The sequence below is a fragment of the Thalassospira profundimaris genome (assembly GCF_003326795.1).
In the GTDB taxonomy this organism is placed as follows: Bacteria; Pseudomonadota; Alphaproteobacteria; order Rhodospirillales; family Thalassospiraceae; genus Thalassospira; species Thalassospira profundimaris_C.
On record NZ_JPWI01000004.1, the window covers coordinates 188,343 to 211,307 of the forward strand.

Sequence of the window (22,965 nt, forward strand, 5' to 3'; positions counted from 1 at the left end):
GTAGATGAAACTCTTGAGCTTTAAGGCATCAATCACAAAAAGTCTGATCTTCACCGCGCCAGCTTCGCATGAGCCAGAATGAAAATGCCAGTGCAATTCCCGACAGTGCGGCCATGAAGTAATAGGTGTGCGCACCAAAGCTTTCATATAGCGGACCGGATGCCCAGATACTGCTGCCAAGGAACACGCCCATTGATAGTGTCGCCATCAGGCTTTGGGCTGATGTCGCAAGCTGTTGGGGGATGGCGCGGGCGATGAAGCTTACTGCGGCCAGATGGGTGATGCCAAATGTCATGGCATGGAGTGGCTGAACAAGGAAGATCAGCCAGACATTGTCGCTGGAACCCAGAACGATCCAGCGAAGGACACCGGCCATTGCGCCAAGTGCAAACAGAATGCCCGGATGACGTCCGCGTACAAACCGTCCGGCAATGGCAAACAAAACGATCTCGGCTGCAACACCAATGGACCAGAATGTACCGATCATTTCATGGGAATAACCAACCGATTCCCAATGGACAGAGGCAAAGCTGTAATAGGTGCCATGCGAACCTTGGGCAAATCCGATGCAGCCAAGGTAAATCAGGAATACCGGCTTGCGCAAAAGATAGATCAGCGAAGACCCGGACCGAAGCGGACGGTCTGTTTGCGGGTCCGGCATGCGGGTGGTGATCGCGAAATTGATGATCCCGGCAATGAACAACATCCAGACGATCCATTCAACGGATGTTCCGTCAAGCACCCAGCCCGCGCCGTAGGATGCCAGAATAAAGGCCAATGACCCCCAAAGCCGCACCCGGCCATAGTCGAGTTGCCGGGCCTTGCATTCGTGAACTGTAATCGTGGTTCCAAGCGGCAAAAGTGGCGAGAACGTAAAACCAATGACCACAGAAAGGGCTGCGAGCCACCAGAAGTTGCTTGAAACCGGAAAGGCCAGAATGGAAACGACATAAATACCCGCAAGCCACATCATGGGGGTTTTGCGGTTGCCTGTACGATCCGCACGCTGCGCGATCAAGGGATCGGCAAAAACACGTATCCAGTTGGGCAGTGACAAAAGTATCCCAATCTCACCGGCTGACAATCCCTGCGCCTTGAGCCAAACCGGCCAATAGGGCAGGAAAACCCCCTGTACCAGAAACAGGCCCGAGAAAAACAGGGCAAGAGTGGTCGCGGTTCTAAAGCGTTCCGGGTCTTTTTGCGGATAAGTTACCGAACTGTTCATGCAGAGATTTGTCGACGTTTGAGGCCACGGATAATAAAGCGCGCAGGATGCACCGCGTGCATCAGGGATTTTTCCAGTGGCAGGGGCATGGCGCAAATCTCGCTGGCAAGAATTTCGGCGGCAAGCGGGGCACCTATCAGTCCGCGTGCCCCAAATCCCGTACAGATATACACGTCTTTGTGGTAGGGCGCACCGATATATCGCGCACCTTTTTTGCCTTTGTCGATATCGTGATAGGCCGCAAGATAACGATCAAAATCCGGTGCTGGTCCGATCAGCGGCAAGTGATCAGCCGTTGTTGTCCGCAATGATGCGCGACCATCAAGCACTTCAGATGAAAGTTTTTCAGCGAGTACAGGAAATATTTTTCCTAACTGATTGATATTATGTGCATGATCTGCTTCACGCAGGTCGGTCTGATCATCGTCGCGACCAAAGGTTGCCCCGATCACATGCAGGCCGTTTCGTGCTGGCGTGAGATAGCCCTTATAGCTGACAACACAACCGATATTGGCGTTCTCATAGCTCTTTGATACCAGCTCTTCGGGGCAAAAACTGATCTGGCCGCGTACCGGATTTAAGTGATCGCCAAGCCATCTGGTTTGCTCCAGCTGGCTGGTCTCAAGGGCACCTGCGATAACGACGGCATCAAACGTGCCAAACGCGCGCCCGTCTGCTGTCAGCAGCATTTTTCCGTCCGGGCCATCGACAATTGCGCTAATCGCCGTTCCAAGCTGACAGGTGATATTGCTGGTCAGGGCCCGAACCAGGGAAGGTGGATGGACCCAACCGGCAGACGGGTAAAAAACACCATCCACCGGAACCGGCAGGCCCAGAATATCGCGCGCTTCGTCACGGGTCATCGGGCGAACCAGATCAGGTTTATCTTTCAGGCGTGCGACCAAACCATCCAGTCGTTCGCGCTTGCGCGGACTGGTCGCCAGATCAAGAACGCCGCAGAAATCCGCTTCTACCTCGCCGCGCTCGGCCATCGGTTTGATTTTTCGATGACTGTATCGATAACCAGCCTCGTAAAACCGCCCCATGATCGCGTGATCAACGGTCAAATATGGTTCAAGCATACCAATCGGGTTGCCTGACGCGGCATTGGCCAGCTGGTCATGCTTTTCAAACAGTGTCACGTCGCATCCGCGATGGTGTAGTGCCTCGGCACAAGCTGCACCCGCCATGCCACCACCAATGATCGCAACCGACTTTGTGGTACTTTTCCGGGGAAGATTGAACCATGGATCGTCGGCAATCTCGTATTTGCCGGTATCCTCATTTACGGCGTCATCGTTCGACGTCAGACAAGCAGTGATCATGTCGCGCTTATAGGCATATCCCTTGCGCTTACTGATGACAAAGCCCGCACTTTCCAGCCCGTCACGGGCAATGCGCGCCGCAGTAAAGGTCGCAAGTGTCGCGCCATTCGGGTTGGACGCGCCGGCAAGGGCAGCAAACAGGGAAGGGTGCCACATATCGGGGTTGCGAGATGGTGCAAAACCGTCAAGGAACCAGCAATCAATATTGCCCTCATACCCCGACCAGCATTCAATCGCATCGCCAATCAAAAGGGTCAGGCTGACCGCTCCATGACCAAGAATAAAACGGTGCACCCCCGGAAGCATCGTTTCGCGTGGCCATATCTCACAAAGCTCTGCTGACAATTGACGGAGTTCCGGCCAATTGTGATGGGCCCGGATCATGTCTTCACGTGACAACGGGTACTTTTCAACCGAGACAAAGTGAAGCCGACCGGATCGATCTGCGTCCTGAGTCCAGCATTGCCAAGCAGCAAGAAAGTTCAGGCCTGTTCCGAAACCCGTTTCGCCAATGCTGAAGTTTTCTTTGCCTTGCCAGGCTGACGGAAGATTGTTGCCCTCAACAAAGACATATTGCGTTTCAGCAAGACCGTCTTTGGGATTGTAATAGACATCGCCAAAATGTGGTGAAAACGGAACATCTCCGTCCCGCCAGGTTATCTCGCCCGCTTCGGGAATGGTGTCATCAGGTGCGATGGCATCATCATCGGCCGTCATGCAGACAGCGCCTCGTCATCAAGTTCGGGCACCAGTGCAAGTGCTTCGCGCACTACCTCTGTACCCGCACCTTTGCGATGGGCGTTCTCGCTAAGGTACCGACGCCATTGTTTGGCACCGCGCATTTGCTGGAACAGGCCAAGCATGTGGCGGGTGACATGACCGATCGTGGCGTTTTCTTCGGTCAGGTGCTGTTCGATATAGGGGATCATTGCTTCAACCACCTGATGGCGGGTCAGCGGTTTGACGTCATCACCATAGAAACGTCGATCCACATCAGCCAGAATATAAGGGTTCTGATAGGCTTCTCGCCCGATCATCACGCCATCGACATGCTCAAGATGTTGCTCTGTTTCATCAAGCGTCTTGATACCACCATTGATCAGGATTTCAAGTTCGGGAAAATCCTGCTTCAGTCGATAGACCAGCTCGTATTTCAGCGGCGGGACTTCGCGGTTTTCCTTGGGCGAAAGACCGTTGAGCCATGCCTTGCGGGCATGAACGATAAAGGTTTTGCAGCCCGCATTGGCGACAGTTTCGGTAAAACGCTTCAGCGACGGATAATCCTCCTGATCATCAATGCCGATACGGTTCTTTACCGTTACCGGCGCGTCACTGGCTCCGATCATCGCTTTGACGCAATCTGCGACAATGTCGGGCGTCCCCATAAGACAGGCACCAAAAGCACCGTTCTGGACGCGATCAGACGGGCAGCCGCAATTCAGGTTGATTTCGTCATAGGCATAGCCATTGGCGATTTCACATGCGCGTGCCAGATCATCGGGATCGCTGCCGCCAAGCTGAAGGGCAATCGGATGTTCGGCGTCGTTATACCGCAAATGCCGCTCGACCCCGCCATGAATGATGGCGCCGGTTGTGACCATTTCGGTATAGAGCAACGTATGACGACTGATCTGCCGCAGGAAATAGCGATCATGCCGGTCCGTCCAGTCCATCATCGGGGCGACGGAAATACGTCGATTAACAGTCATGTGTTTGCCGTTTGTCATCAAACTGGGTGAATGAGGTTGCCGTATTCAAATCGCGGTCTTTATATATGTTCCGGGATTTAGGGTCAAAACCGATTGCGAGATGCATGGCTGCATCCCGGCGATAATAATTTACAGGAATAGATATGGTCACGATTTACGGCATCAAGAACTGCGACACGGTTCGCAAGGCTCTCAAATGGTTCGATGCGAAGGGTGTTGAGAACAAGCTCCATGATTTTCGCACAGATGGCATTGATGCAAAAACCATCGAAGGCTGGCTGGACGAAGTCGGTGGCACAGTGCTGATTAACAAGCGCGGTCCGAGCTATCGCAATCTCACGGATGCTGACAAGGCAACGCTTGAACAGGGTGGAGCAGCCGCCGCTGCCATTCTTGCTGCCAATCCGACCGTGATCAAACGTCCGGTGGTGGATTTCGGTACAACCCGCACGGTGGCTTATGATGAAAAACGCTGGGCTGAACTGGCCGGTCTTTGAGGATGTCTGATATGACAAAGCCGGTTGTTCGGGGTGTCATTTTTGATTGCGATGGTGTCCTGGTCGATACCGAAACCCTTGCTTGTCGTGTTCTGACCGAACAGCTGTGCGAATATGGCTGCGACATGGACATGACCAAGACCCATGATCTGTTCATTGGCGGAACCCTTGCAATGGTACCGCCAAAGATGAAAGAACTTTTTGATATTACCTTGCCGGATGACTGGCTTTCGGAATGTTATCAGCGCACATTTGTTGCCTTTCGCAATGATCTTGAACCGTTTGCCGATCTGGCACCAATCCTTGATCTTCTGGATCATCACAACATCCCGATGGCGGTTGGCAGCAACGGACCGCATGACAAGATGGATGTTTCACTGGGCAAGGTCGGGATCAAGGATCGTTTCGGTGACCGGATCTGTTCGGCACATGATGTCGCAAATGCCAAACCGCATCCGGATGTCTATTTGCTTGCTGCGGAAAGGATGCGTCTGCCGATCACCGAATGCATCGTTGTCGATGATAGCCAGAATGGTGTTCGGGCGGGGGTGGCATCCGGGGCGACAACAATCGGGCTTGTCGACATTACACCAGCCAGTTACCTGAGTGATGCCGGTGCACATTTCATCGCCAATGATCACCGGGAGCTTCATGATTTGCTTAAAAGCTGGATTGCCGGGCACTAGGTTCTGACAGGTTTTCAAAACCAAAACGGGTCATCTTGTCTTGGTAAGATGACCCGCATTTTTTGTTCAAAAGACCACGTTATTCGCCGATGACGATCCCTTCGCGTCGGGGATCGGCACCGCCGATCAATCCGCCACCGGTGATCATAATGGCGTGAATGCCGGAATTGAGGTCCTGCACACTGGTTTTGTAACCAAGTGCTTCCAGCTCGGGTTTCAGGGTTTCGGCAGATGTACCGGCCTCGATGTCAAAGGTGCCAAAGCGATTGACAAGGTGCGGCATGCTGATCGCTGCTTGCGGATGCATTTTCCAGTCGATCATCGCGATGATTGACTGTGCGACATAGCCGATAATCCGCGATCCACCAGGTGATCCCGTGACGATGACCGGTTTGTTGTCTTTCATGACAACGGTTGGTGCCATCGAAGAACGCGGACGTTTGCCCGGTTCAAGCCGGTTGGCAATAGGAACGCCTTCCTTGTGACTGCGAAACGAGAAGTCGGTGAGCTCGTTATTGAGCATAAAGCCGTTAACCATCAGCCGAGAGCCGAAGCCATTCTCGATTGTCGTCGTCATCGAAACCACGTTGCCGTATGTATCGACGATGGAAAAATGGCTGGTACTTGGGAACTCGATAGCCTCGTCATCAGCAAGGTTCATTGTATGACTAAAGGATGGCATGCCCGCATCCACACTCTCCAGTGCTGTGGTGCTTTCAAGCAGCTTTGCACGCTCAGCCAGATAGGTTTTATCAAGCAAACCGGTCAGCGGCATCGGTACAAAGTCGATATCGGCCATGTACCGCCCGCGATCAGCAAAGGCGAGGCGCGACGCATCACCAATCAGGCGCCAGCTTTCAGCAGAGTCGGGGCCAAGTGATGCAATATCAAACGGCTCAACAAGGCCAAGGATTTGCCCGACGGTCAGTGCACCCGACGATGGTGGCCCCATTCCGCAGACGTCATAGCCACGGTAATCTGCACAGACCGGCTTGCGTTCCCTGATCTGATAAGTGGCAAAATCACGCAGCGACAGAACACCGGGGTTCCAGGTTGCACTCTTGACCTTGTCAACGATGTCACTGGCAATTGTTCCGAAATAGAAATTTTTCGTACCGTTCTGCGCAAGGTCACGCAAGGTTGATGCATAGTGCGGATTTCTAAGCAAAGTCCCGGCCGCAAGTGGCGCACCAGCATCATCAAAGAAGTAGCTTTTTGCCGTAGGATCGCGAGACAGCTTTTCCTGATCGGCAGCGATCAGGGATGCCAGACGCTCCGAAACTTCAAATCCGTTATCTGCACGGGTGATCGCAGGGGAAAGCAAAGCGGGCCATTCCAGTTGACCCCATTTTTCATGTGCGGTCTTGAGAAGGGCCGGGGTTCCCGGCGTGCCGACCGATCGTCCGCCGACGACGGCGTCATAGAATTTAAGAGGTTCCCCGTTCTCATCCTGAAACAGGGTGGGGGTTGCATCCATTGGTGCCGTTTCGCGGCCATCAAGGGTGGTCAGCGTGCCGTTTGTCGCATCGTAATACACAAGAAAAGCCCCCCCTCCAAGGCCGGAGGATTGCGGCTCGACAAGTCCAAGCATTGTTTGGACGGCAACCATGGCGTCAATTGCGTTTCCACCCTGACGCAAAATGTCTGCACCGGCCCGGACCGCAAGGGGATTGGCTGCGGAAATCATCCAGTTTTTTGATTGAACGGAGCTGCGAAGGGCCGTTTTTGTTGTGCTATTTTCTGGTGCAATTGCATCTGTTGCCTGCTGGGCACTTGCCGATACTGCACCAAGCGAAACCAGACCGACAAATGCGACGGCCCAAAATGCAGTGGAATTCCTGATCATGTGGGGCATGTCATCAACCTTTGTTCTTGTTAAGGTTGATCATGCTCCCAGAAAAAACACGCAATTGAAAGCCATCGTTTGATGCAATGCGTAAATCAGAAAACGGGAAATTACCCGTCAGGCGGCAGTCTTGTTGCCTTTACTGCGCTGCTGGCTGACCAGTTTGACCTGAAGCCATTCAAGCATGGTGTCGGCAACCTGCTCCCAGTTCTTATCAAGCATCATTGCGTGATGGATATCGTCAACAAGCGCGTAGTCCGCATGGTATCGTTTGGCTGTGTGATGGATCAGTTCACTTTGGATGATTTCGTCATCGCGGGCGCCGATCACGAGCATAGCCGGTGCCTGTTCCGGTGACAAAAAGATCGGATTGGCTCCCATCATATCGAGCAGTGCTCTTTGACTTTCAGTTTCAAGGCGACCGAAATAGATCATGCCTTCGTCTTCGGCAATATCAGGCGACAACATCGCGCGTCCGAGACGTTCACGCAGGAAAGTATGGGGGCCGATGGCTTGAAGCCATGCCATATGGAAATAAAGGTCCGGTTGTGCCATTGCCATCATTGCATTGCTCGCAATAAGGCCTTCCGGTGGAACGGACGCCATCAGAATGGCGGCCTCGGCACTATGATTTTCAAGATATTTCTGGATGATATAACCACCCATGGAATGACCGATCAGAACTGGCGTCTGTCCAAGCGTATCGACCACTTCTTCAAGATCTTCGACATAATCATCGATCGAGGCCAGGCTGCGCAATTGTCTGCCACCACTGCCGCCATGTCCGCGCAGGGAAAACGAGACAGTTTCAAATCCCTTTTCGGCAAACCAGGTCAGGAAATGCTCGTTCCAGCACCAGGCACCGGTAAAGGCTCCATGGACAAAAACAAGCGGATGTTTGCTTTTTGGTTTGCCCATCGGACTGCGACGGAAAATTTCCAGTTCTGGACTCATGATAGGTCTCCTAAAGGAAACAGGACCAGCGTTCGAAAAGTCGTGGTGGAAAATTCTGAGATCATGTTCGCACATGCAGCATGGCTGTGTCTATCATGATGTGTCATTGGGTGAGCTTGCTGCAAGAGATTGTCAGTCGGGGGTTGTTTGCTTATGATTGCGCGCGGGACAGCAGAGTCATAACAGGGCAGCGTAAAAGTTGCCGGTTTGCATAAAAACAACAGCGCAACAAAAAGCACGGGTTCATGATTAAATTATCTGTCGTTGGCATTTTTGCCGACCTTGACGAAGACGCTCTTGGGGACGTTGAACGTCATATCAATCGCAAGACATATGCTGCGGGTACCCAGATTATTGAACCCGAGGCGGACAGCTCCGACGTTTATCTGATCCTGTCGGGCAGGGTGCGTATTGTGAACTATTCGCTTTCCGGTCGTGAAATCACGCTTGAGGAAATCGGTGCCGGGGGATGTGTTGGTCAATTGTCAGCAATTGATGGTGAACCACGATCAGCTTGTGTGTTTGCAGTCAGCAATACCGATGTCGGTATTCTTAGTCCGTCCAATTTCGAGAAGGTCGTTAAAAGCCATCCGTCTGTAGCATGGAATGTGATTACCGAGCTGGCGCGTATTGTGCGCACCTCGACCCGACGCATTGTCGATGTCAGCACGCTTGGTGCGAACGAGCGCGTCATTGCCGAAATTCTGCGTCGCGCCCAAAAGGTTTGCGATAGTGACGGAGCAGCAATCTTGGCCCCGGTGCCGGTTCATTCCGAAGTCGCCGGCCGCGTCAGCACCTCGCGCGAGACCGTTGCGCGCGTCATGGGAAGTCTTGCGCGCAAGGGGTTGGTGACCAAAGAAGATAACGGGCTGCATGTTCCTGATGTTCGTCGCCTTGAAGAGTTTCTAAGTGAATCCATTCACTAGAATTGGCAAAACACCGGCCAATAAAACTCTTCCGAACCTGAAATGTTGCCAAATGAATGATATTTTTGGGGAATTGTGACGGCTGTCACAGAATTGGGAAATATCCAAAGGTACTAATAATCTTGTGACGAGCATTTCGATGGCTCGGCACATCTCCCCCAAGAGAGTTTACTGGCCGTACTTTTTAGTACGGCCATTTTTTTTGCGTTTTCGCATGGCGATAGCAAGCATCGCGGATTAGTCTGTGCCGATATTTCAAATGCATATCGCAGAAAGAGGACCGGGCAATGCGATTATCGATAATCATGGCTGGATTGAACGGCGCCGTGGGGGTGGCCATCGGGGCATTTGCGGCCCATGGGATGGCAGGAAGCGAAATGGACTATGCCAGAAGCCTTGTTGAAAAGGGTGCGCACTATCAGCTTGTTCACGCTGTTGCGCTGGCCGCTATTGCCGGATTGGTTCACCATGTCCCGGACGAGAAGTTTTTGCGGTTCGCTGCCTATGCCATGCTCGTCGGCATCCTGTTCTTCTGCGGGTCGCTCTATGCCATCGCCTTTAGCGGAGTGACGCTATTTGGAGTTGTTGCACCGATTGGTGGTCTGTCATTCATTGCGGGCTGGCTGATGCTCACCGCTGCGGGCTATCGTCGTTTCGGTCGGTAGACAGGCAAGAGGGGGCTCAAAGCTCGTTTCCATGGCGCACAGATAAAAAAAAGACGTGTCCCGAAGGACACGTCTTTTTTAAATCTTCCGGTAATCAGATTCCGAAGAACCAGATTACTTCATTTTCGCTTCTTTGAACACGACGTGCTTACGCACGACCGGGTCGTACTTGCGAAACTGGAATTTCTCGGTGGTATTCCGCGGGTTCTTCTTAACAACATAGAAGTAACCGGTATCTGCGGTGCTTACCAACTTTACGAGGATCGAAGCGGGCTTCGCCATGTCTCTGCATCCTGTGTTCAGGTGTATCTCAGGCGGCGGAACATAAAGGTTATCGCCAGAGTGTCAAGCCATTTTGGCAAAAAAGAATGCATTTTTAATTCGCATCAAAAGTATCGGCGATTTCCTGTTGTCCGACAAAGGCGAGATTCTTGTAATCAGGGCTGTTTTTCAACAATTCCAATGCTACTTTGACGTCAAATTCTTCACTGCGATTGCTTGCCGGACAAACATTGCGAAGTTCACGGCGGTTTTTTTCGTCGCGGTAATCAAGGCTCCGCCATTTCACCATCGTACTGGCCGTCTGATCACGCTGTGAAAGGGCGGTCGAGACCTGATGCCCTGGTGTGTCATCTTCACCCGACTGCGTGCAGATGGCCGGGAAAAGACCGATTCTGTCAAATGTATAGCCCGACGGGGCTGTCATGCGTGACCAGGTAAAAGTAAGGGTGCCGTGATTGGGCAAATCATTGATGGCCTGAACCGATCCCTTGCCAAAGCTTGTTGAGCCAACCAGAACAGCACGGTTTCTGTCCTGAAGGGCTGCGGCAACCAGCTCGGCCGATGATGCGGTTCGTCCGTCAATCAAAACGATCAGTGGTGCCCCCTTGGTCAAATCATCTGTTTCCGCCCGGAAGGTATGACGTGCTGCGGTGACGCGTGAAAATGTATTGCCAATCGGTCCGTTCTCCAGAAACAGATCGGCAACAGCAACACCCTGTTGAAGCAACCCGCCACGATTTCCGCGCAGATCAAGGATGACCCCCTTGAGCCCGCCGTCATAAAGCTGCGCCTTGAGGATATTGTCCCCCAAAGTGCTTGCCGTTGCACTGTTAAAGCTTGTCAGACGGGCAATCAGGATGTTGTCTCGGATTTCTGCAAAAACCGTCCGGTCAATCACACGTTCGCGGACGATTTCCAGCGGAGTAATAGTCCGGTCACCTGCAGTGTTCACGTCAATGATCACTCTGCTGCCTTCCTCGCCATGAAGCAGCTCGGCAGCATATTGGCTGGTCTTGCCATACATGTCTTCGCCGTTAACCGTAACGATCTGGTCCCCGGGATGAAGGCCTGCCTTTGCAGCCGGGCTTTCGGGATGAACAAGTTTCACTACCGGATAGCCGTCACCACCGATCAGGCGAATTCCGATACCGATATAGCCATCGCGGCGATTGCGGGCTGTTTCGGCCTGTTTGGGGCCTTCGTAGCGGCTGTAGCGGTCCAGATTGCGGATGGCACCGCTGACAAGGGCAGCCTGTACGTCAGATGTCTGGCTGTTACGCAATACTGGGGAATAGGCCCGATAGGTACCAAGCCCGCGCAGGGTGATTTCGGACCAGATCTGGGTGCCTTCGGCACTTGTCTGGTCATAGTTGGTCTGCGGCAGGGCAATGGTCTGAACCGTTTTGCCATCATATTGCAAAACGAGGTCATCAGGGGTGATGCCGACACGGATGTTGTCATCAATTTCCGAGAGACCATCAAGCGTATTGACCAGAATTTGATCGCGACTGATGGGATCAATGTAGCGGGTGGCAACCAGTTCGATGGTCTGAGTGACGAGTTCGCGTGTTTGCGGATCGTCAGGGGCAGTTATCCCTGCCACCTGAGAGGTGCCGCAAGCTGCTTGTAACAGACAAAGGCCAAGCGTAGCCCCGATACGCCGCCACTGGCTTAAGCCGTTATTCAAGGGGAGATAATCGATCCGGGGCAGGCCAAAGATGACCAAGCGAAACATCCGATCAGTTCATAAAAGCCAACACGCCTAATTCTAAGCGAAAAGGTGCGTAATAGCCAATGGCTATCCTTTGATGCGCATTGCCCATTGCGTGCCGAGAACAGCACCCTTGATAAATGGCAGGAAGCCGAGGCACAGCAATACTGTGGCAGGAAGCCAGATGGACAATTGCATCAGAACGGACGGCTTGATGGATTGCTCCATCATCAAGACGCCAGGCACAACGATATGGCCGACCAGAAAAATAGTGAAATAGGGTGGGGCATCATCACAGCGATATTCGCCTATCGGGTGGCTGCAGACATCGCATTCAGTACGCAGCTTCAGATATCCGCCAAAAGCCAATCCATGTCCGCAATTGGGGCATTTACGGCGAAATCCGCGACGCAGACCAAGCAAAAGACGCTTTCCGCTGTCGGTTGGTCCTGACATGTTGGCGTCAGTGTCGTGATGATCAAGGGGGGGCGGGGTATTGTGGGGCTCGGTCATTGGGCGTGAAACTCCTTTTTCGTTCCTGCCTGCACTTGATCCGAAGGGCAAAAAAGGGCATTGAAACGATATACCATCATCATGATGTTCAAGAGCGCAAGCAAGTGAAATCGTCCCTTTCAATTCACCCTATGGGCGACTTTGTGGCTTTTGACCATAAATGAATACCTGCCAAAGGAGTGCCCAATGGGAAATGCAGACGCCATCGTTGCCGGCCTGAAACAGGACTTCATTGAGGACACTATCGAGCGTATTGATCGCATTGAAACCACGATTGACCGTGTCGCCGGCGGCATGGATGAGGCCGCCGCAGGCATTGCCGAGCTGCGTCGAGAAGCCCACACGGTCAAGGGGCTTGCCGGATCATTCGGTTTCCCACTGGTCGGCGCAATCGCCCATCGACTGGAAGACTACATCGCCGAACTCACCGAAATTGATGACCTCGAAGCTGCATCGCTGGTCGATTTTACCAGCTGGATTCGAGAAATTATTGAAAGCGGGACCAATCCGCCCGCAGATGAAGAAACACGTATTTTGCGATCCTTGCCGACGCGGAGTGCGAAAGCAGACGATGTCGACGTAAAATCGGCCGTCGCAGTTGCCCAGGACAAGGAAGTCTTGCTTGTGACAGCGACCACAGTTCAGGCGCATTTTCTTCAACGTGAATTGCGCGAGAAGGGATTCAGGACGATCACCGCCCGCACCGCAGTCGAGGCCTTTCAGACGGTGGTGCAATCGCATCCGGACGCTGTGATTACAGCAGCCGTGCTTGATGGGCTAAGTGGCATCGAACTGATCCGTGCGTTGGCTGCAATGAAAACCCTTGCGGACAAGAAGCTTGGCCTGCTGACCAGTTTTGATGCTTCGCACCCTGATCTCGAAGGATTGCCGGGAAATGTCGCAATCATTAATAATCGTGGCAAACAGACGGCGGAACATCTGGCGAAATTCATTGAAACAATGATGTAGTCACACACCACAGGATCCGGGCGTGAAATGCAAAAGGGCGGCCAGTTGGCCGCCCTTGTTATATCTCTGGTGTATCTGACTGTGCTGTTATTGCGGTTTGTCACCGCGTTTTGCAGCACTTCGGGCTAACCGGCTGGACGCCACCAGTTTGCGTTGCTTTTTAGGTGTCGTTTTTTTCTTGCCACCTGCTTTGCCCTTGGACTTCGTCGCTGATGTCCCGTCGGGGCCGGTCGCCCCGCGCGGTCCCGAACGGAATCCGGGCTTGCTTCCATGGCGATGACTACGCTCGCCGGGGCTTCCGCCACGATGCTTGTTCTGACCGCGCCGTCCACGCGGGCGTTCGACCAGATCGCGTGCAGTGATATCAGCATGTTCTGCCAAACGCAGGGCCAGTGACCCTGTTGCCGCGTCCGCATCAGCAATGCGCACAACAACCGTGTCGCCAAGCTGGAACCTCTTGCCGCGGTTCTGTCCGACAAGTGCATGACTTGCCGCGTCATGGACATAGTAGTCATCGGGCAGGGTAGAAATCGGTACCAGACCATCCGCACCGGTTTCGTTCAGTGAAATGAACAGACCAAAATGCGTGACACCGGAAATCTTGCCGGGGAACTCGGCACCGACCTTGTCGGACATATAGGCGGCAACATAACGATCAACCGCGTCGCGTTCGGCCATGGCGGCCCGACGTTCGGTGCCCGAAATGTCTTCGCCAATCTGTTCGAACCGTTCACCATCTTCGGGCGGCAATCCGCCTTCGCCAAGTTTCAAACCTGCAATCAGGGCACGATGGACCAGAAGGTCGGCATAACGGCGGATCGGGGATGTGAAATGCGCATATTTCTTAAGAGCAAGGCCAAAGTGCCCGATATTGTCCGGGCTATACATGGCCTGTGACTGGCTACGCAGGACGACCGTGTTGATCAGTTCGGATTCGGGGGTGTCCTTGGCCATTTCAAGAATGCGGTTGAAGTCACGCGGACGCAAAACCGATGCCTTGTTTAACTGATAACCAGCACCTTCAAGGAACTCGCGCAGGGCTTCAAGCTTTTCCTCGCTGGGCGCATCATGGATACGATACATGCAGGGTTGCTTGATGCGTTCAAGTTCCTCGGCAGCACAAACGTTGGCCGCAATCATGAATTCTTCGATCAGCTTGTGACTGTCAAAGCGCGCACGTGGTGCGATGGCCACGATCTGGCCTTTGTCATTCAGCTCGATCTTGCGTTCCGGCACGTCAAGTTCCAGAACCCCGCGATGTTTGCGGGCCTCAAGAAATGCATGGAAAGCACCATAAAGCGGTTTGATGATGGTCTCGACGAGCGGACCTGTGGTGTCATCGGGCTGCCCATCCATCGCGCGCTGGACCTGATCATAGGTCAGGCGGGCGGCGGATTTCATCATGCCACGGCAGAATTTATGACGCAGCTTGTGACCATGTTTGTCCAGCCACATTTCGACGGCCATACAGCCGCGATCTTCATGAGGGACAAGCGAACACCAACCATTTGAAAGCTCAAACGGCAACATCGGGACGACACGATCCGGGAAGTAACAGCTGTTGCCGCGTTTGACGGCCTCACGGTCAAGCGCATCGCCAGGTCGGACATACCAGGACACATCGGCAATCGCGACCATGATGTGCCAGCCACCCTCGTTTTCCGGGTCACTGTCGGGTTCTGCCCACACAGCGTCATCGAAATCGCGCGCATCGGCACCATCAATGGTGACCAGCGGGATATCGCGAAGGTCGGTACGTTTGCCAAGCGGTGTGGCCTTTGATTCGCGCGCCTGAAGTTCGACTTCGGGCGGGAATTCAAAGGGAATACCACGCGCATGGATGGATACAAGGCTGATGGACTTTGGTTCATTGATATTGCCAAGAACCTCGGTGATACGGCCTTTGCGCAATCCGAAATGTTTGCCCGGCAGAATTTCCGTCAAAACCAGTGCGCCGGTTTCAAGATCGGGATGATCGTCAAGCGGGACTGCTATCTCGCCGCTATCCTTGCGGTCTGTGGGTACAACGCGACCTTCGCGCTCATTGGGGCGATAAAGACCCAGGACGCGCTGTGGGCCGCTTCCAAGGACCCGCATGATGCTGGCTTCATAGGTCTGCTTGCCGGTATAGCGCAGCTTGGCCAGAATCTTGTCGCCGATACCCGGGGCACTCGGGCCACCACGACGGATCGATTTCACGACGATCTGGGGCGGGTCGTAATCGTGCTTCCAGACATTCGGCCTGGCAAGAACCTCGCCATCATCGTCAATGCCGGTAATTTCCAAAACCTCGACCGGGGGCAGACGGTCAGGTTTATCAAACCGTCTGCGGCCCTTGACCACATCGCCTTCAATTTTCAGGTCTTTGAGGATCTTTTTAAGCTCAATCTTGGCTGCGCCCTTGATGTTAAAGGCGCGCGCAATTTCGCGCTTGCCGACCGGGGTCGGGCTCATATCGATGAATTCGATAATTTCTTCCCGGGTCGGGAAGTGCTTCTTGTCTTCTGTATCGTTCGCCAACGGTGCGGCGTCCTTTCAATCATTAACCCCTGAAAAGGAAGGCGGCGATTAATTCGCCGCCGCCTTTTTCGTGGTTGTCTTCTTTGCTGCGGGTTTCTTTGCAGCTGTTTTCTTTTTCGCGGGGGCTTTCTTTGCCGCCGTTGTTTTGGTTGCCGTTTTCTTGGTCGCGGCTTTGGTTGTCTTGCCGGACTTGGCTTCCTTTTCCTTGATGGCCTTTATCGCCATTTCAAGGGTGATATCGTCACGTTCGACATCGCGAATATTGGCTATGGTCTTTTTGTGTTTCACAAACGGACCCCAGCGACCGACTGCGACAAAGATCGGCTCATTGTCATCCGGGTGCTTGCCGATTTCAGTGCCCGACTTTTCACGTTTATCCGCGATCAGGGCAATAGCACGGTTTTCACCAATAGTCAGAACGTCATCGTCAGCCTTAAGGGACGCAAAGATGCTGCCTGCCTGCACGTAAGGGCCAAAACGGCCAACGTTGGCTTTCATTTCCTCGCCGGTATCGGGGTAAATCCCGACAACACGTGGCAGGGTCAGAAGTTCTTCGGCCTTGGTCAGGTCAACAACTGACGGTTCCAACCCTTTGGGAAGGGACGTCCGTTTCGGTTTGACCTTTTTGGGTTTACCGTTCTTGCCTTCGACTTCTTCTTCCTCGCCAAGCTGAACGTAAACGCCATACGGGCCCTTGCGCAGGGTGATTTCCTTGCCGGTTTCCTTGTCGATCCCAAGTACCTTGGGGCCGGAATCAAGTTCGGAATCGCTACCATTTTCATTGGCAACCAGCGGACGCGTAAAGTTGCATTCAGGATAGTTCGAACAGCCAAGGAACGCCCCGAACTTGCCAAGCTTAAGGCTTAGCGTACCGTCGTTGCATTTCGGGCATTTATGCGGATCTGAACCGTCTTCACGGGTCGGGAACAGATAGTTTTCAAGCATCACCTGAAGCGCATCAAGCACGTCAGTGATCTTGAGTTCCTTTGCCTCGTCCACGTTGCCTTTGAACGATTTCCAGAAATCCCTGAGAACATCTTTCCAGGCCAGATTACCCATCGAGATTTCATCAAGCTGGTTTTCCAGATCAGCCGTGAAATTATACTGCACGTAACGTTCAAAGAACTTCGACAGGAAGGCCGTTACAAGACGGCCCCGGTCCTGTGCGACAAAGCGGCGACGTTCAAGCAACACATAGTTGCGATCCTGAAGGACCGAGATGATCGAGGCATAGGTCGACGGGCGACCGATGCCCAGTTCTTCCATCTTCTTGACCAGACTCGCCTCGGTATAGCGGGGCGGGGGCTGGGTGAAATGCTGATCGATGCTGACTTTGCCAAGGTCGGGTTTCTGACCTTCCTTAAGCGGCGGCAGGCGACGATCATTTTCGTCCTCGGCCTCGTCATCCTTGCCTTCCTGATACAGTTTCAGGAAGCCGTCAAATTTGACGACAGAACCGTTTGCGCGAAGAACGACATGGTTGTCATTTGATGACAGATCAACCGCAACCTGATCAAAACGGGCATCTTCCATCTGACAGGCAACCGTACGTTTCCAGATCAGGGTGTAAAGAGCCAGCTGGTCCTTGTCGAGATGACGAGAAACCTGATCAGGGCGACGGAACAGGTCGGTCGGGCGGACAGCTTCGTGGGCTTCCTGCGCGTTTTTGGCCTTGTTGGCAAAGCTGCGTGCGCTTGGCGGCAGGTAAGCTTCGCCATAATCCTTGGCAATCAGGCGACGGGCCGCTGCCAGTGCTTCCTGTGAAAGAACCACGGCGTCGGTACGCATATAAGTAATCAGACCAACGGTCTCGCCGCCGATATCAACGCCTTCATACAGGCGTTGGGCCAGCTGCATGGTGCGTTTCGCTCCAAAGCCAAGCTTGCGCGATGCTTCCTGTTGCAAGGTGGATGTAGTGAAAGGTGGCTGTGGACGACGTTTGACGTCCTTGCGCTCGACCTTTGAAACCGTGTAGTTGCGGCTTTCGACTTTTTCCTTGGCGATTTTGGCCGCATCTTCATTGCCAAGTGCCAGCTTATCAAGCTTCTCGCCATTCAGATGGGTCAGGCGGGCCGTAAAATTACCTTCCGGAACGGCAAAGCCTGCTTCCAGTGACCAGTATTCGTCGGGTTTGAAGGCTTCGATTTCGATTTCGCGTTCGCAGATCAGGCGCAGTGCAACAGACTGCACACGTCCTGCCGACCGGGAGCCGGGCAATTTGCGCCACAAAACCGGCGAAAGGTTAAAGCCTACCAGATAATCAAGTGCACGGCGCGCCAGATAGGCGTCGACCAGTTCCTGATTAAGTTCACGTGGATTGGCGATTGCGTCGGTCACGGCTTTCTTGGTGATCTCGTGGAATACGACGCGATGAACATCACGACCGCGGAGCAGCTTCTTCTGCTCGAGAACTTCAAGAATGTGCCAGGAAATGGCTTCCCCTTCGCGATCCGGGTCAGTTGCGAGATAGATGGTGTCGGAGTCACGTGCAGCAGCTGCGATCTCGCGGATCTGCTTTTCAGAACGCCCGTCTGTTTCCCAGACCATCGAAAAATCGTTGTCGGTATCGACCGAACCGTCTTTTGACGGCAGATCGCGGATGTGACCGAAAGAGGCCAGCACCTTATAATCGTCGCCGAGATATTTGTTGATCGTCTTGGCTTTGGCCGGGGATTCGACGATGACAAGATTCATTACGTTTTTCGTGTCCGGTTCTTGCGCCCGAAGGCGATATTTATGTTGTGCTTAAAATGACCCGAATGCGTGAGACACATATATATAGTGTCTGTGTATTTCAGATCAGATTGCGCAAATTGCAGCAAATCACAACAATATTTATCGCGCCACATTTCGACGCGACTCTCATTTGGCGATACGCGATACCCTATTTCCGGGGTGACGTTCAACCCTTCCTGCAAGTTCAAGCTCAATCAAAATCGTAGAAACATGGTTTGCAGACATATTTGATGTGCGAATTAGCTCATCAACCAGCAGGGGGGACGTGGACAGTAAATCAAAGATTTTCTCCTGATCATCAGAGGCCGGATCGGATGAATGTGTTTTTGATGTTTTATGTTCATTTTCAATATCTTGCCCGGATTTTGGGGCCGGTAAGGTTTGGGCGTCACGTTCAAGTGACGCGATGATGTCCCCATAGTCAGTCGGGGACGCATCTGTATCGGGAATGCGACCCTCTGTGTTGAAACGATGAAATCCTTCGAAAAGATGGATGTTTTTTTCTACCTGACGCAACGCATCAAGAATTACGTCAACAGAGTCGCATAAAATTGCGCCATCGCGGATCAGGCTGTTTGGCCCGGCCGCACGCGGGTCGGTTGGTGAACCGGGCACGGCAAAGACGTCACGCCCCTGATCCGCGGCAAAACGGGCGGTAATCAGCGACCCTGAATTGCGTCCGGCCTCGATAACGACAGTTCCGGCAGATAGACCCGATATGATCCGGTTACGTCTTGGGAAATGGCGCGCCTGTGGTTTTAAGCCTGGCGGCATTTCGGAAATGACCAGTCCGCTTTGGCAAAGCTGTTCATAAAGTTCCTGATGTTCACGGGGATAGATGACATCGACACCACCCCCAAGCACTGCGATTGTTCCTCCGGCGTGATCGCCGGTGATGCCAAGTGCCGCACTATGGGCTGCGCCATCAATGCCGCGTGCCATCCCGGATGTGACGACATATCCGGCTGAGACAAGTTCATGGCTGATCTTGCGGGCGAAACCGCAACCGTTTGCCGATGCATTACGTGCACCGACGATACCTATTGACGTTTTTGACAAAAGTTCCGTTCGCCCGATTGCATAGAAATAGGGCGGGGCATCTTCAATACGCGCCAACAAAGCAGGATATTCCGGGTCACCGAAAATGACTGGTTTTGCGCCACAGGCCTTTGCCTGATCAATTTCGGCAATGGTGTCCTCACGGCTGGCGAGTGTGATTTTTCGGCTATTGGCGGATTGCCGGATGATTTCAGGCAAAACTTCGATGGCCTCACGCGCAGAGCCAAAGCGTTCAAGCAGTTTGCGAAAGGTAACCGGGCCAATATTGCCACTGCGCGCAAGCCGCATGCGGGCAAGGCGTTCTGATTGTGCTAATCGTGCCGGTTGTTGATCACTTAAATGCATAACGCCCGGATTGTGGTCATCCGGGCGTTGCTTCGTCAAGCTATTCGAAAGGACGGCTCAGTTTTCCGGGGGCGCGCTATCTTCTTCTGACTGTTTCTTTTTCTGACCGATCTTGGGTTCTTCACCGCGCAAAAGACGCCCGATATTGGCATGGTGTGCTGCCCAGACAATGACTGCCAGAAATACGCCAAGCCATCCGGCACCGGGATCGTTTGCAATGAAAAATGCAGCAAGCGGTGCGGCAATCATCGCAATCAATGCCGACAGCGACGAGATGCGGAAAATCAGCGCCATAACAAGCCAGGTCAGGGCCGCACAAAGCCCCATGATCCAGTTGACGGCTGCAAGGGTGCCAAGCGTGGTGGCAACACCTTTGCCGCCTTTGAAACGCAACCAGATCGGGAACATATGCCCGATGACGGCGGCGCCACCGGCAAATATTCCCTGTTCAACACCTGCCAGATGGGTGAACAGAAGGGCTGCAAAGGCACCTTTGCCTGCATCGCCAATCAGGGTCATGAATGCCAGACCCTTGCGACCGGTACGCAGAACGTTGGTTGCGCCAATATTGCCCGATCCGATTTTGCGAATGTCCCCAAGACCCGCCATACGTGTCAGAACCAGCCCGAACGGGATGGAGCCCAGCAAATAACCACAAACCGTGGCGATCTGCAGCGACATCAGCATGGCCTTGTAGCCTTCGTCGAGTTCCATATCAGGCGCCTTCCTTGAAGATTTCGCGGCCATCAATCAGGGTGCGCAGAACACGACCCTGTGTAAGGCGACCATCAAATGGTGAGTTTTTCGATTTCGAATGGAACTGATAAGGATCGATTTTCCACGGACGATCCGGATCAAATACCACCAGATCGGCCGGCGTGCCTTCGGCCAATGTTCCGGCACCCTTGATGCGTACTAGTTCTGCCGGAATACGTGTCAGCTTGGTGATGACCTCAAGAAGCGACATGTGGCCGTTGTGGTAAAGTTCCAGTGAAATCGGCAGAAGTGTCTCAAAGCCCACCGCACCGGCAGCAGCCTGTGCAAAGGGCAAGCGTTTGGAATCGGCATCTTGCGGATTATGGTCCGATGCGATGGCATCAATGGTGCCATCGGCCAGTCCGGCCACAATCGCCTGACGATCATCTTCTGAACGAAGTGGCGGGGACAGTTTGGCAAAGGTGCGATAATCCGATACCGAGTTTTCATTCAGCGCGAAATAGAATGGCGCGGTGTCACAAGTCACCTTAAGGCCGCGTTTCTTGGCCTTGCGGATGACTTCGACCGATTCACCTGTCGAAATATGTGCAAAATGAAGTCGACCGCCTGTCATTTCGGCCAGGCGCAAGTCGCGTTCGATTTGCATGACTTCTGCAAGCGGCGAAACACCTGACAGACCAAGGCGGGTGGCAAGCTCGCCACTATTCATCGAAGCCCCCGTGGAAAGTTCGGGTTCTTCGGGGTGCTGCACAATCATGCCATCGAAAAAGGCGGAGTAGGACAGGGCCTGACGCAGCAAACGCGCACTGGCGATGGTTTTGACGCCGTCACAGAATGCTACTGCACCTGCCTGATGCAGAAGGCCCATTTCGGTAATTTCCTTGCCTTCGATACCTTTGGAAACGGCACCATAGACAAAGACCTTTGCCAGCCCGACCTTGCGCGCACGGCGTGCGATGAACTCGACACCGGCAACATCGTCAATCACCGGATCGGTATTGGGCAGGGCGATGATGGTGGTAACGCCACCAATGGCGGCTGATTTACCAGCTGTCTCAATGGTTTCCTGATGCTCGAAACCCGGTTCACGGAGCTGGGCACGTATGTCAACCAGACCGGGGGCCAGGCAAGCGCCGCCAAGATCGATGATCTCGAACCCTTCGGGCACAGTATCCTTTGTAATGCCGGAGCCGGATTTGATGATGGTGTCATCTTCGATCAGAAGGCCACCCGGGCCATCGGTCTGGGCGGCCGGATCAAGAAGGCGAGCATTGATAAGGGCCTTTTTGCCTGCGCCCTTGGCGCGAATAGCGGGGTTCATGCCTGACCTCCCAGCTTTCTGTGGTTCTGCACAAGCAATTCCAGCGCGGCCATACGTACGGCAACTCCCATTTCGACCTGTTCGCGGATCACGGAACGTTCGACGTCGTCGGCGACTTCACTGTCGATTTCAACGCCGCGGTTCATCGGGCCGGGATGCATGATAAGTGCATCGGGTTTGGCATTGGAAAGCTTTGCCCGGTCAAGACCATGGAAATGGAAATACTCGCGCACAGACGGGATAAAGCTTCCTTCCATGCGTTCAAGCTGAAGGCGCAACATCATGACGATATCGCAATCCTTCAGTCCTTCTTCCATGTCATGGAAAATCTCGACACCCATGCGGTCAATCTTTGACGGGATAAGGGTTGGCGGAGCGACCAGACGCACACGCGATCCCATGGTGTTGAGCAACAGAATGTTCGAACGTGCAACGCGCGAATGCGCAATATCACCGCAGATCGCAACGTTCAGACGGTGCAGACGTCCCTTGTGGCGACGAATGGTCAGTGCATCAAGCAGGGCCTGTGTCGGGTGCTCGTGGCGACCGTCACCGGCATTCAGAACTGCACAATTGACCTTTTCACTCAGCAGTTTGACAGCGCCACTATCGCCGTGACGAACGACAAGTGCATCCGGGTTCATGGCATTCAGCGTCATGGCGGTATCAATCAGGGTTTCACCCTTTTTGACCGAGCTGGTCCCGACCGTCATGTTGATGACATCCGCGCCCAGACGTTTGGCGGCAAGCTCAAACGATGTCAGCGTGCGGGTGGAGTTTTCGTAAAACAGATTAACAACCGTGGCACCTGCCAGAATATTGCTGGTCTTGTCAGCAGAACGGTTCTTTTCCGCGTAATGCTGTGCCCGATCAAGAATAAGGGTGATTTCCCCGGGGGTGAGACCCTCGATGCCGAGGAGGTGTGGGTGCGGATAGTGATCCGCCGCTGGTCCCATGAC

The 22,965-nt window shown here is 53.5% G+C and carries 19 protein-coding genes; 5 read left to right on the top strand and 14 right to left on the bottom strand.

What is annotated here, in order from left to right; all coding sequences use genetic code 11:
- Positions 1–28: 28 nt before the first annotated feature.
- The 3 genes from TH30_RS08710 to dusA are packed head-to-tail and all read right to left on the bottom strand — an operon-like array spanning position 29 to position 4,259.
- Entirely contained in the window at positions 29–1,225 is a 1,197-nt protein-coding gene (locus TH30_RS08710) for an MFS transporter (protein WP_114097682.1), read from the bottom strand.
- Positions 1,222–3,267, bottom strand: a complete 2,046-nt coding sequence (mnmC, locus tag TH30_RS08715) for a bifunctional tRNA (5-methylaminomethyl-2-thiouridine)(34)-methyltransferase MnmC2/FAD-dependent 5-carboxymethylaminomethyl-2-thiouridine(34) oxidoreductase MnmC1 (RefSeq protein WP_114097683.1) — start codon at positions 3,265–3,267, stop codon at positions 1,222–1,224. Before mnmC ends, TH30_RS08710 begins: the two co-directional genes overlap by 4 nt.
- Complete coding sequence (gene dusA, locus TH30_RS08720) at positions 3,264–4,259, bottom strand: tRNA dihydrouridine(20/20a) synthase DusA (RefSeq protein WP_114097787.1); 996 nt, start codon at positions 4,257–4,259, stop codon at positions 3,264–3,266. Before dusA ends, mnmC begins: the two co-directional genes overlap by 4 nt.
- Before the next feature lie 143 nt (positions 4,260–4,402).
- Between dusA and TH30_RS08725 the strand changes: the two genes are divergently transcribed.
- Together TH30_RS08725 and TH30_RS08730 are read left to right on the top strand one after the other, a co-directional pair.
- A complete protein-coding gene (locus tag TH30_RS08725) occupies positions 4,403–4,756 on the top strand; it encodes an ArsC/Spx/MgsR family protein (RefSeq protein ID WP_114097684.1) in 354 nt (117 codons plus the stop codon).
- 11 nt (positions 4,757–4,767) lie between these two features.
- Positions 4,768–5,442: an HAD family hydrolase gene (locus tag TH30_RS08730; protein ID WP_114097788.1), complete on the top strand. Its 675-nt coding sequence runs from the start codon at positions 4,768–4,770 to the stop codon at positions 5,440–5,442.
- A gap of 79 nt (positions 5,443–5,521) precedes the next feature.
- On the opposite strand, the gene ggt is transcribed toward TH30_RS08730, so the two are convergent.
- Both ggt and TH30_RS08740 read right to left on the bottom strand, forming a co-directional pair.
- On the bottom strand, positions 5,522–7,288 hold the full coding sequence (ggt, locus tag TH30_RS08735) for a gamma-glutamyltransferase (protein WP_114097685.1): 1,767 nt from the start codon (positions 7,286–7,288) through the stop codon (positions 5,522–5,524).
- Positions 7,289–7,405: 117 nt separating this feature from the next.
- Positions 7,406–8,242 (bottom strand): alpha/beta hydrolase, encoded by an 837-nt coding sequence (locus TH30_RS08740; protein ID WP_114097686.1) that lies wholly within the window; start codon positions 8,240–8,242, stop codon positions 7,406–7,408.
- A 245-nt stretch (positions 8,243–8,487) separates the two neighbouring features.
- Between TH30_RS08740 and TH30_RS08745 the strand changes: the two genes are divergently transcribed.
- On the top strand, positions 8,488–9,168 hold the full coding sequence (locus TH30_RS08745) for a Crp/Fnr family transcriptional regulator (RefSeq protein WP_114097687.1): 681 nt from the start codon (positions 8,488–8,490) through the stop codon (positions 9,166–9,168).
- A gap of 287 nt (positions 9,169–9,455) precedes the next feature.
- On the top strand, positions 9,456–9,833 hold the full coding sequence (locus tag TH30_RS08750) for a DUF423 domain-containing protein (protein ID WP_114097688.1): 378 nt from the start codon (positions 9,456–9,458) through the stop codon (positions 9,831–9,833).
- Between the two features lie 114 nt (positions 9,834–9,947).
- Here the strand turns inward: TH30_RS08750 and rpmG are convergent, their stop codons facing one another.
- From rpmG to TH30_RS08765, 3 genes are all read right to left on the bottom strand, one after another.
- On the bottom strand, positions 9,948–10,115 hold the full coding sequence (rpmG, locus tag TH30_RS08755; protein ID WP_008890790.1) for a 50S ribosomal protein L33: 168 nt from the start codon (positions 10,113–10,115) through the stop codon (positions 9,948–9,950).
- Positions 10,116–10,209: 94 nt separating this feature from the next.
- On the bottom strand, positions 10,210–11,850 hold the full coding sequence (locus TH30_RS08760; protein WP_114097689.1) for a S41 family peptidase: 1,641 nt from the start codon (positions 11,848–11,850) through the stop codon (positions 10,210–10,212).
- Between the two features lie 63 nt (positions 11,851–11,913).
- Complete coding sequence (locus tag TH30_RS08765) at positions 11,914–12,339, bottom strand: DUF983 domain-containing protein (RefSeq protein ID WP_181850189.1); 426 nt, start codon at positions 12,337–12,339, stop codon at positions 11,914–11,916.
- 186 nt (positions 12,340–12,525) lie between these two features.
- Between TH30_RS08765 and TH30_RS08770 the strand changes: the two genes are divergently transcribed.
- On the top strand, positions 12,526–13,308 hold the full coding sequence (locus tag TH30_RS08770) for an Hpt domain-containing protein (RefSeq protein WP_114097690.1): 783 nt from the start codon (positions 12,526–12,528) through the stop codon (positions 13,306–13,308).
- Between the two features lie 87 nt (positions 13,309–13,395).
- Here TH30_RS08770 and rnr read toward each other — a convergent pair whose 3' ends face one another.
- The 6 genes from rnr to TH30_RS08800 all read right to left on the bottom strand — a co-directional run bounded on the left by rnr (position 13,396) and on the right by TH30_RS08800 (position 22,962).
- Positions 13,396–15,828 carry a ribonuclease R gene (rnr, locus tag TH30_RS08775; protein ID WP_114097691.1) on the bottom strand — a complete coding sequence of 811 codons (2,433 nt, stop codon included), beginning with the start codon at positions 15,826–15,828 and terminating at the stop codon, positions 13,396–13,398.
- Between the two features lie 48 nt (positions 15,829–15,876).
- Positions 15,877–18,522 (bottom strand): type I DNA topoisomerase, encoded by a 2,646-nt coding sequence (topA, locus tag TH30_RS08780; RefSeq protein ID WP_114097692.1) that lies wholly within the window; start codon positions 18,520–18,522, stop codon positions 15,877–15,879.
- A gap of 168 nt (positions 18,523–18,690) precedes the next feature.
- Entirely contained in the window at positions 18,691–19,968 is a 1,278-nt protein-coding gene (dprA, locus tag TH30_RS08785; RefSeq protein ID WP_404969462.1) for a DNA-processing protein DprA, read from the bottom strand.
- Between the two features lie 57 nt (positions 19,969–20,025).
- Positions 20,026–20,682 carry a glycerol-3-phosphate 1-O-acyltransferase PlsY gene (gene plsY / locus TH30_RS08790; protein ID WP_114097694.1) on the bottom strand — a complete coding sequence of 219 codons (657 nt, stop codon included), beginning with the start codon at positions 20,680–20,682 and terminating at the stop codon, positions 20,026–20,028.
- 1 nt (position 20,683) lies between these two features.
- Positions 20,684–22,006, bottom strand: coding sequence for a dihydroorotase (locus TH30_RS08795; RefSeq protein WP_114097695.1), 1,323 nt, complete (start codon positions 22,004–22,006; stop codon positions 20,684–20,686).
- Positions 22,003–22,962: an aspartate carbamoyltransferase catalytic subunit gene (locus tag TH30_RS08800; protein WP_114097790.1), complete on the bottom strand. Its 960-nt coding sequence runs from the start codon at positions 22,960–22,962 to the stop codon at positions 22,003–22,005. Before TH30_RS08800 ends, TH30_RS08795 begins: the two co-directional genes overlap by 4 nt.
- Between the last annotated feature and the right edge of the window lie 3 nt (positions 22,963–22,965).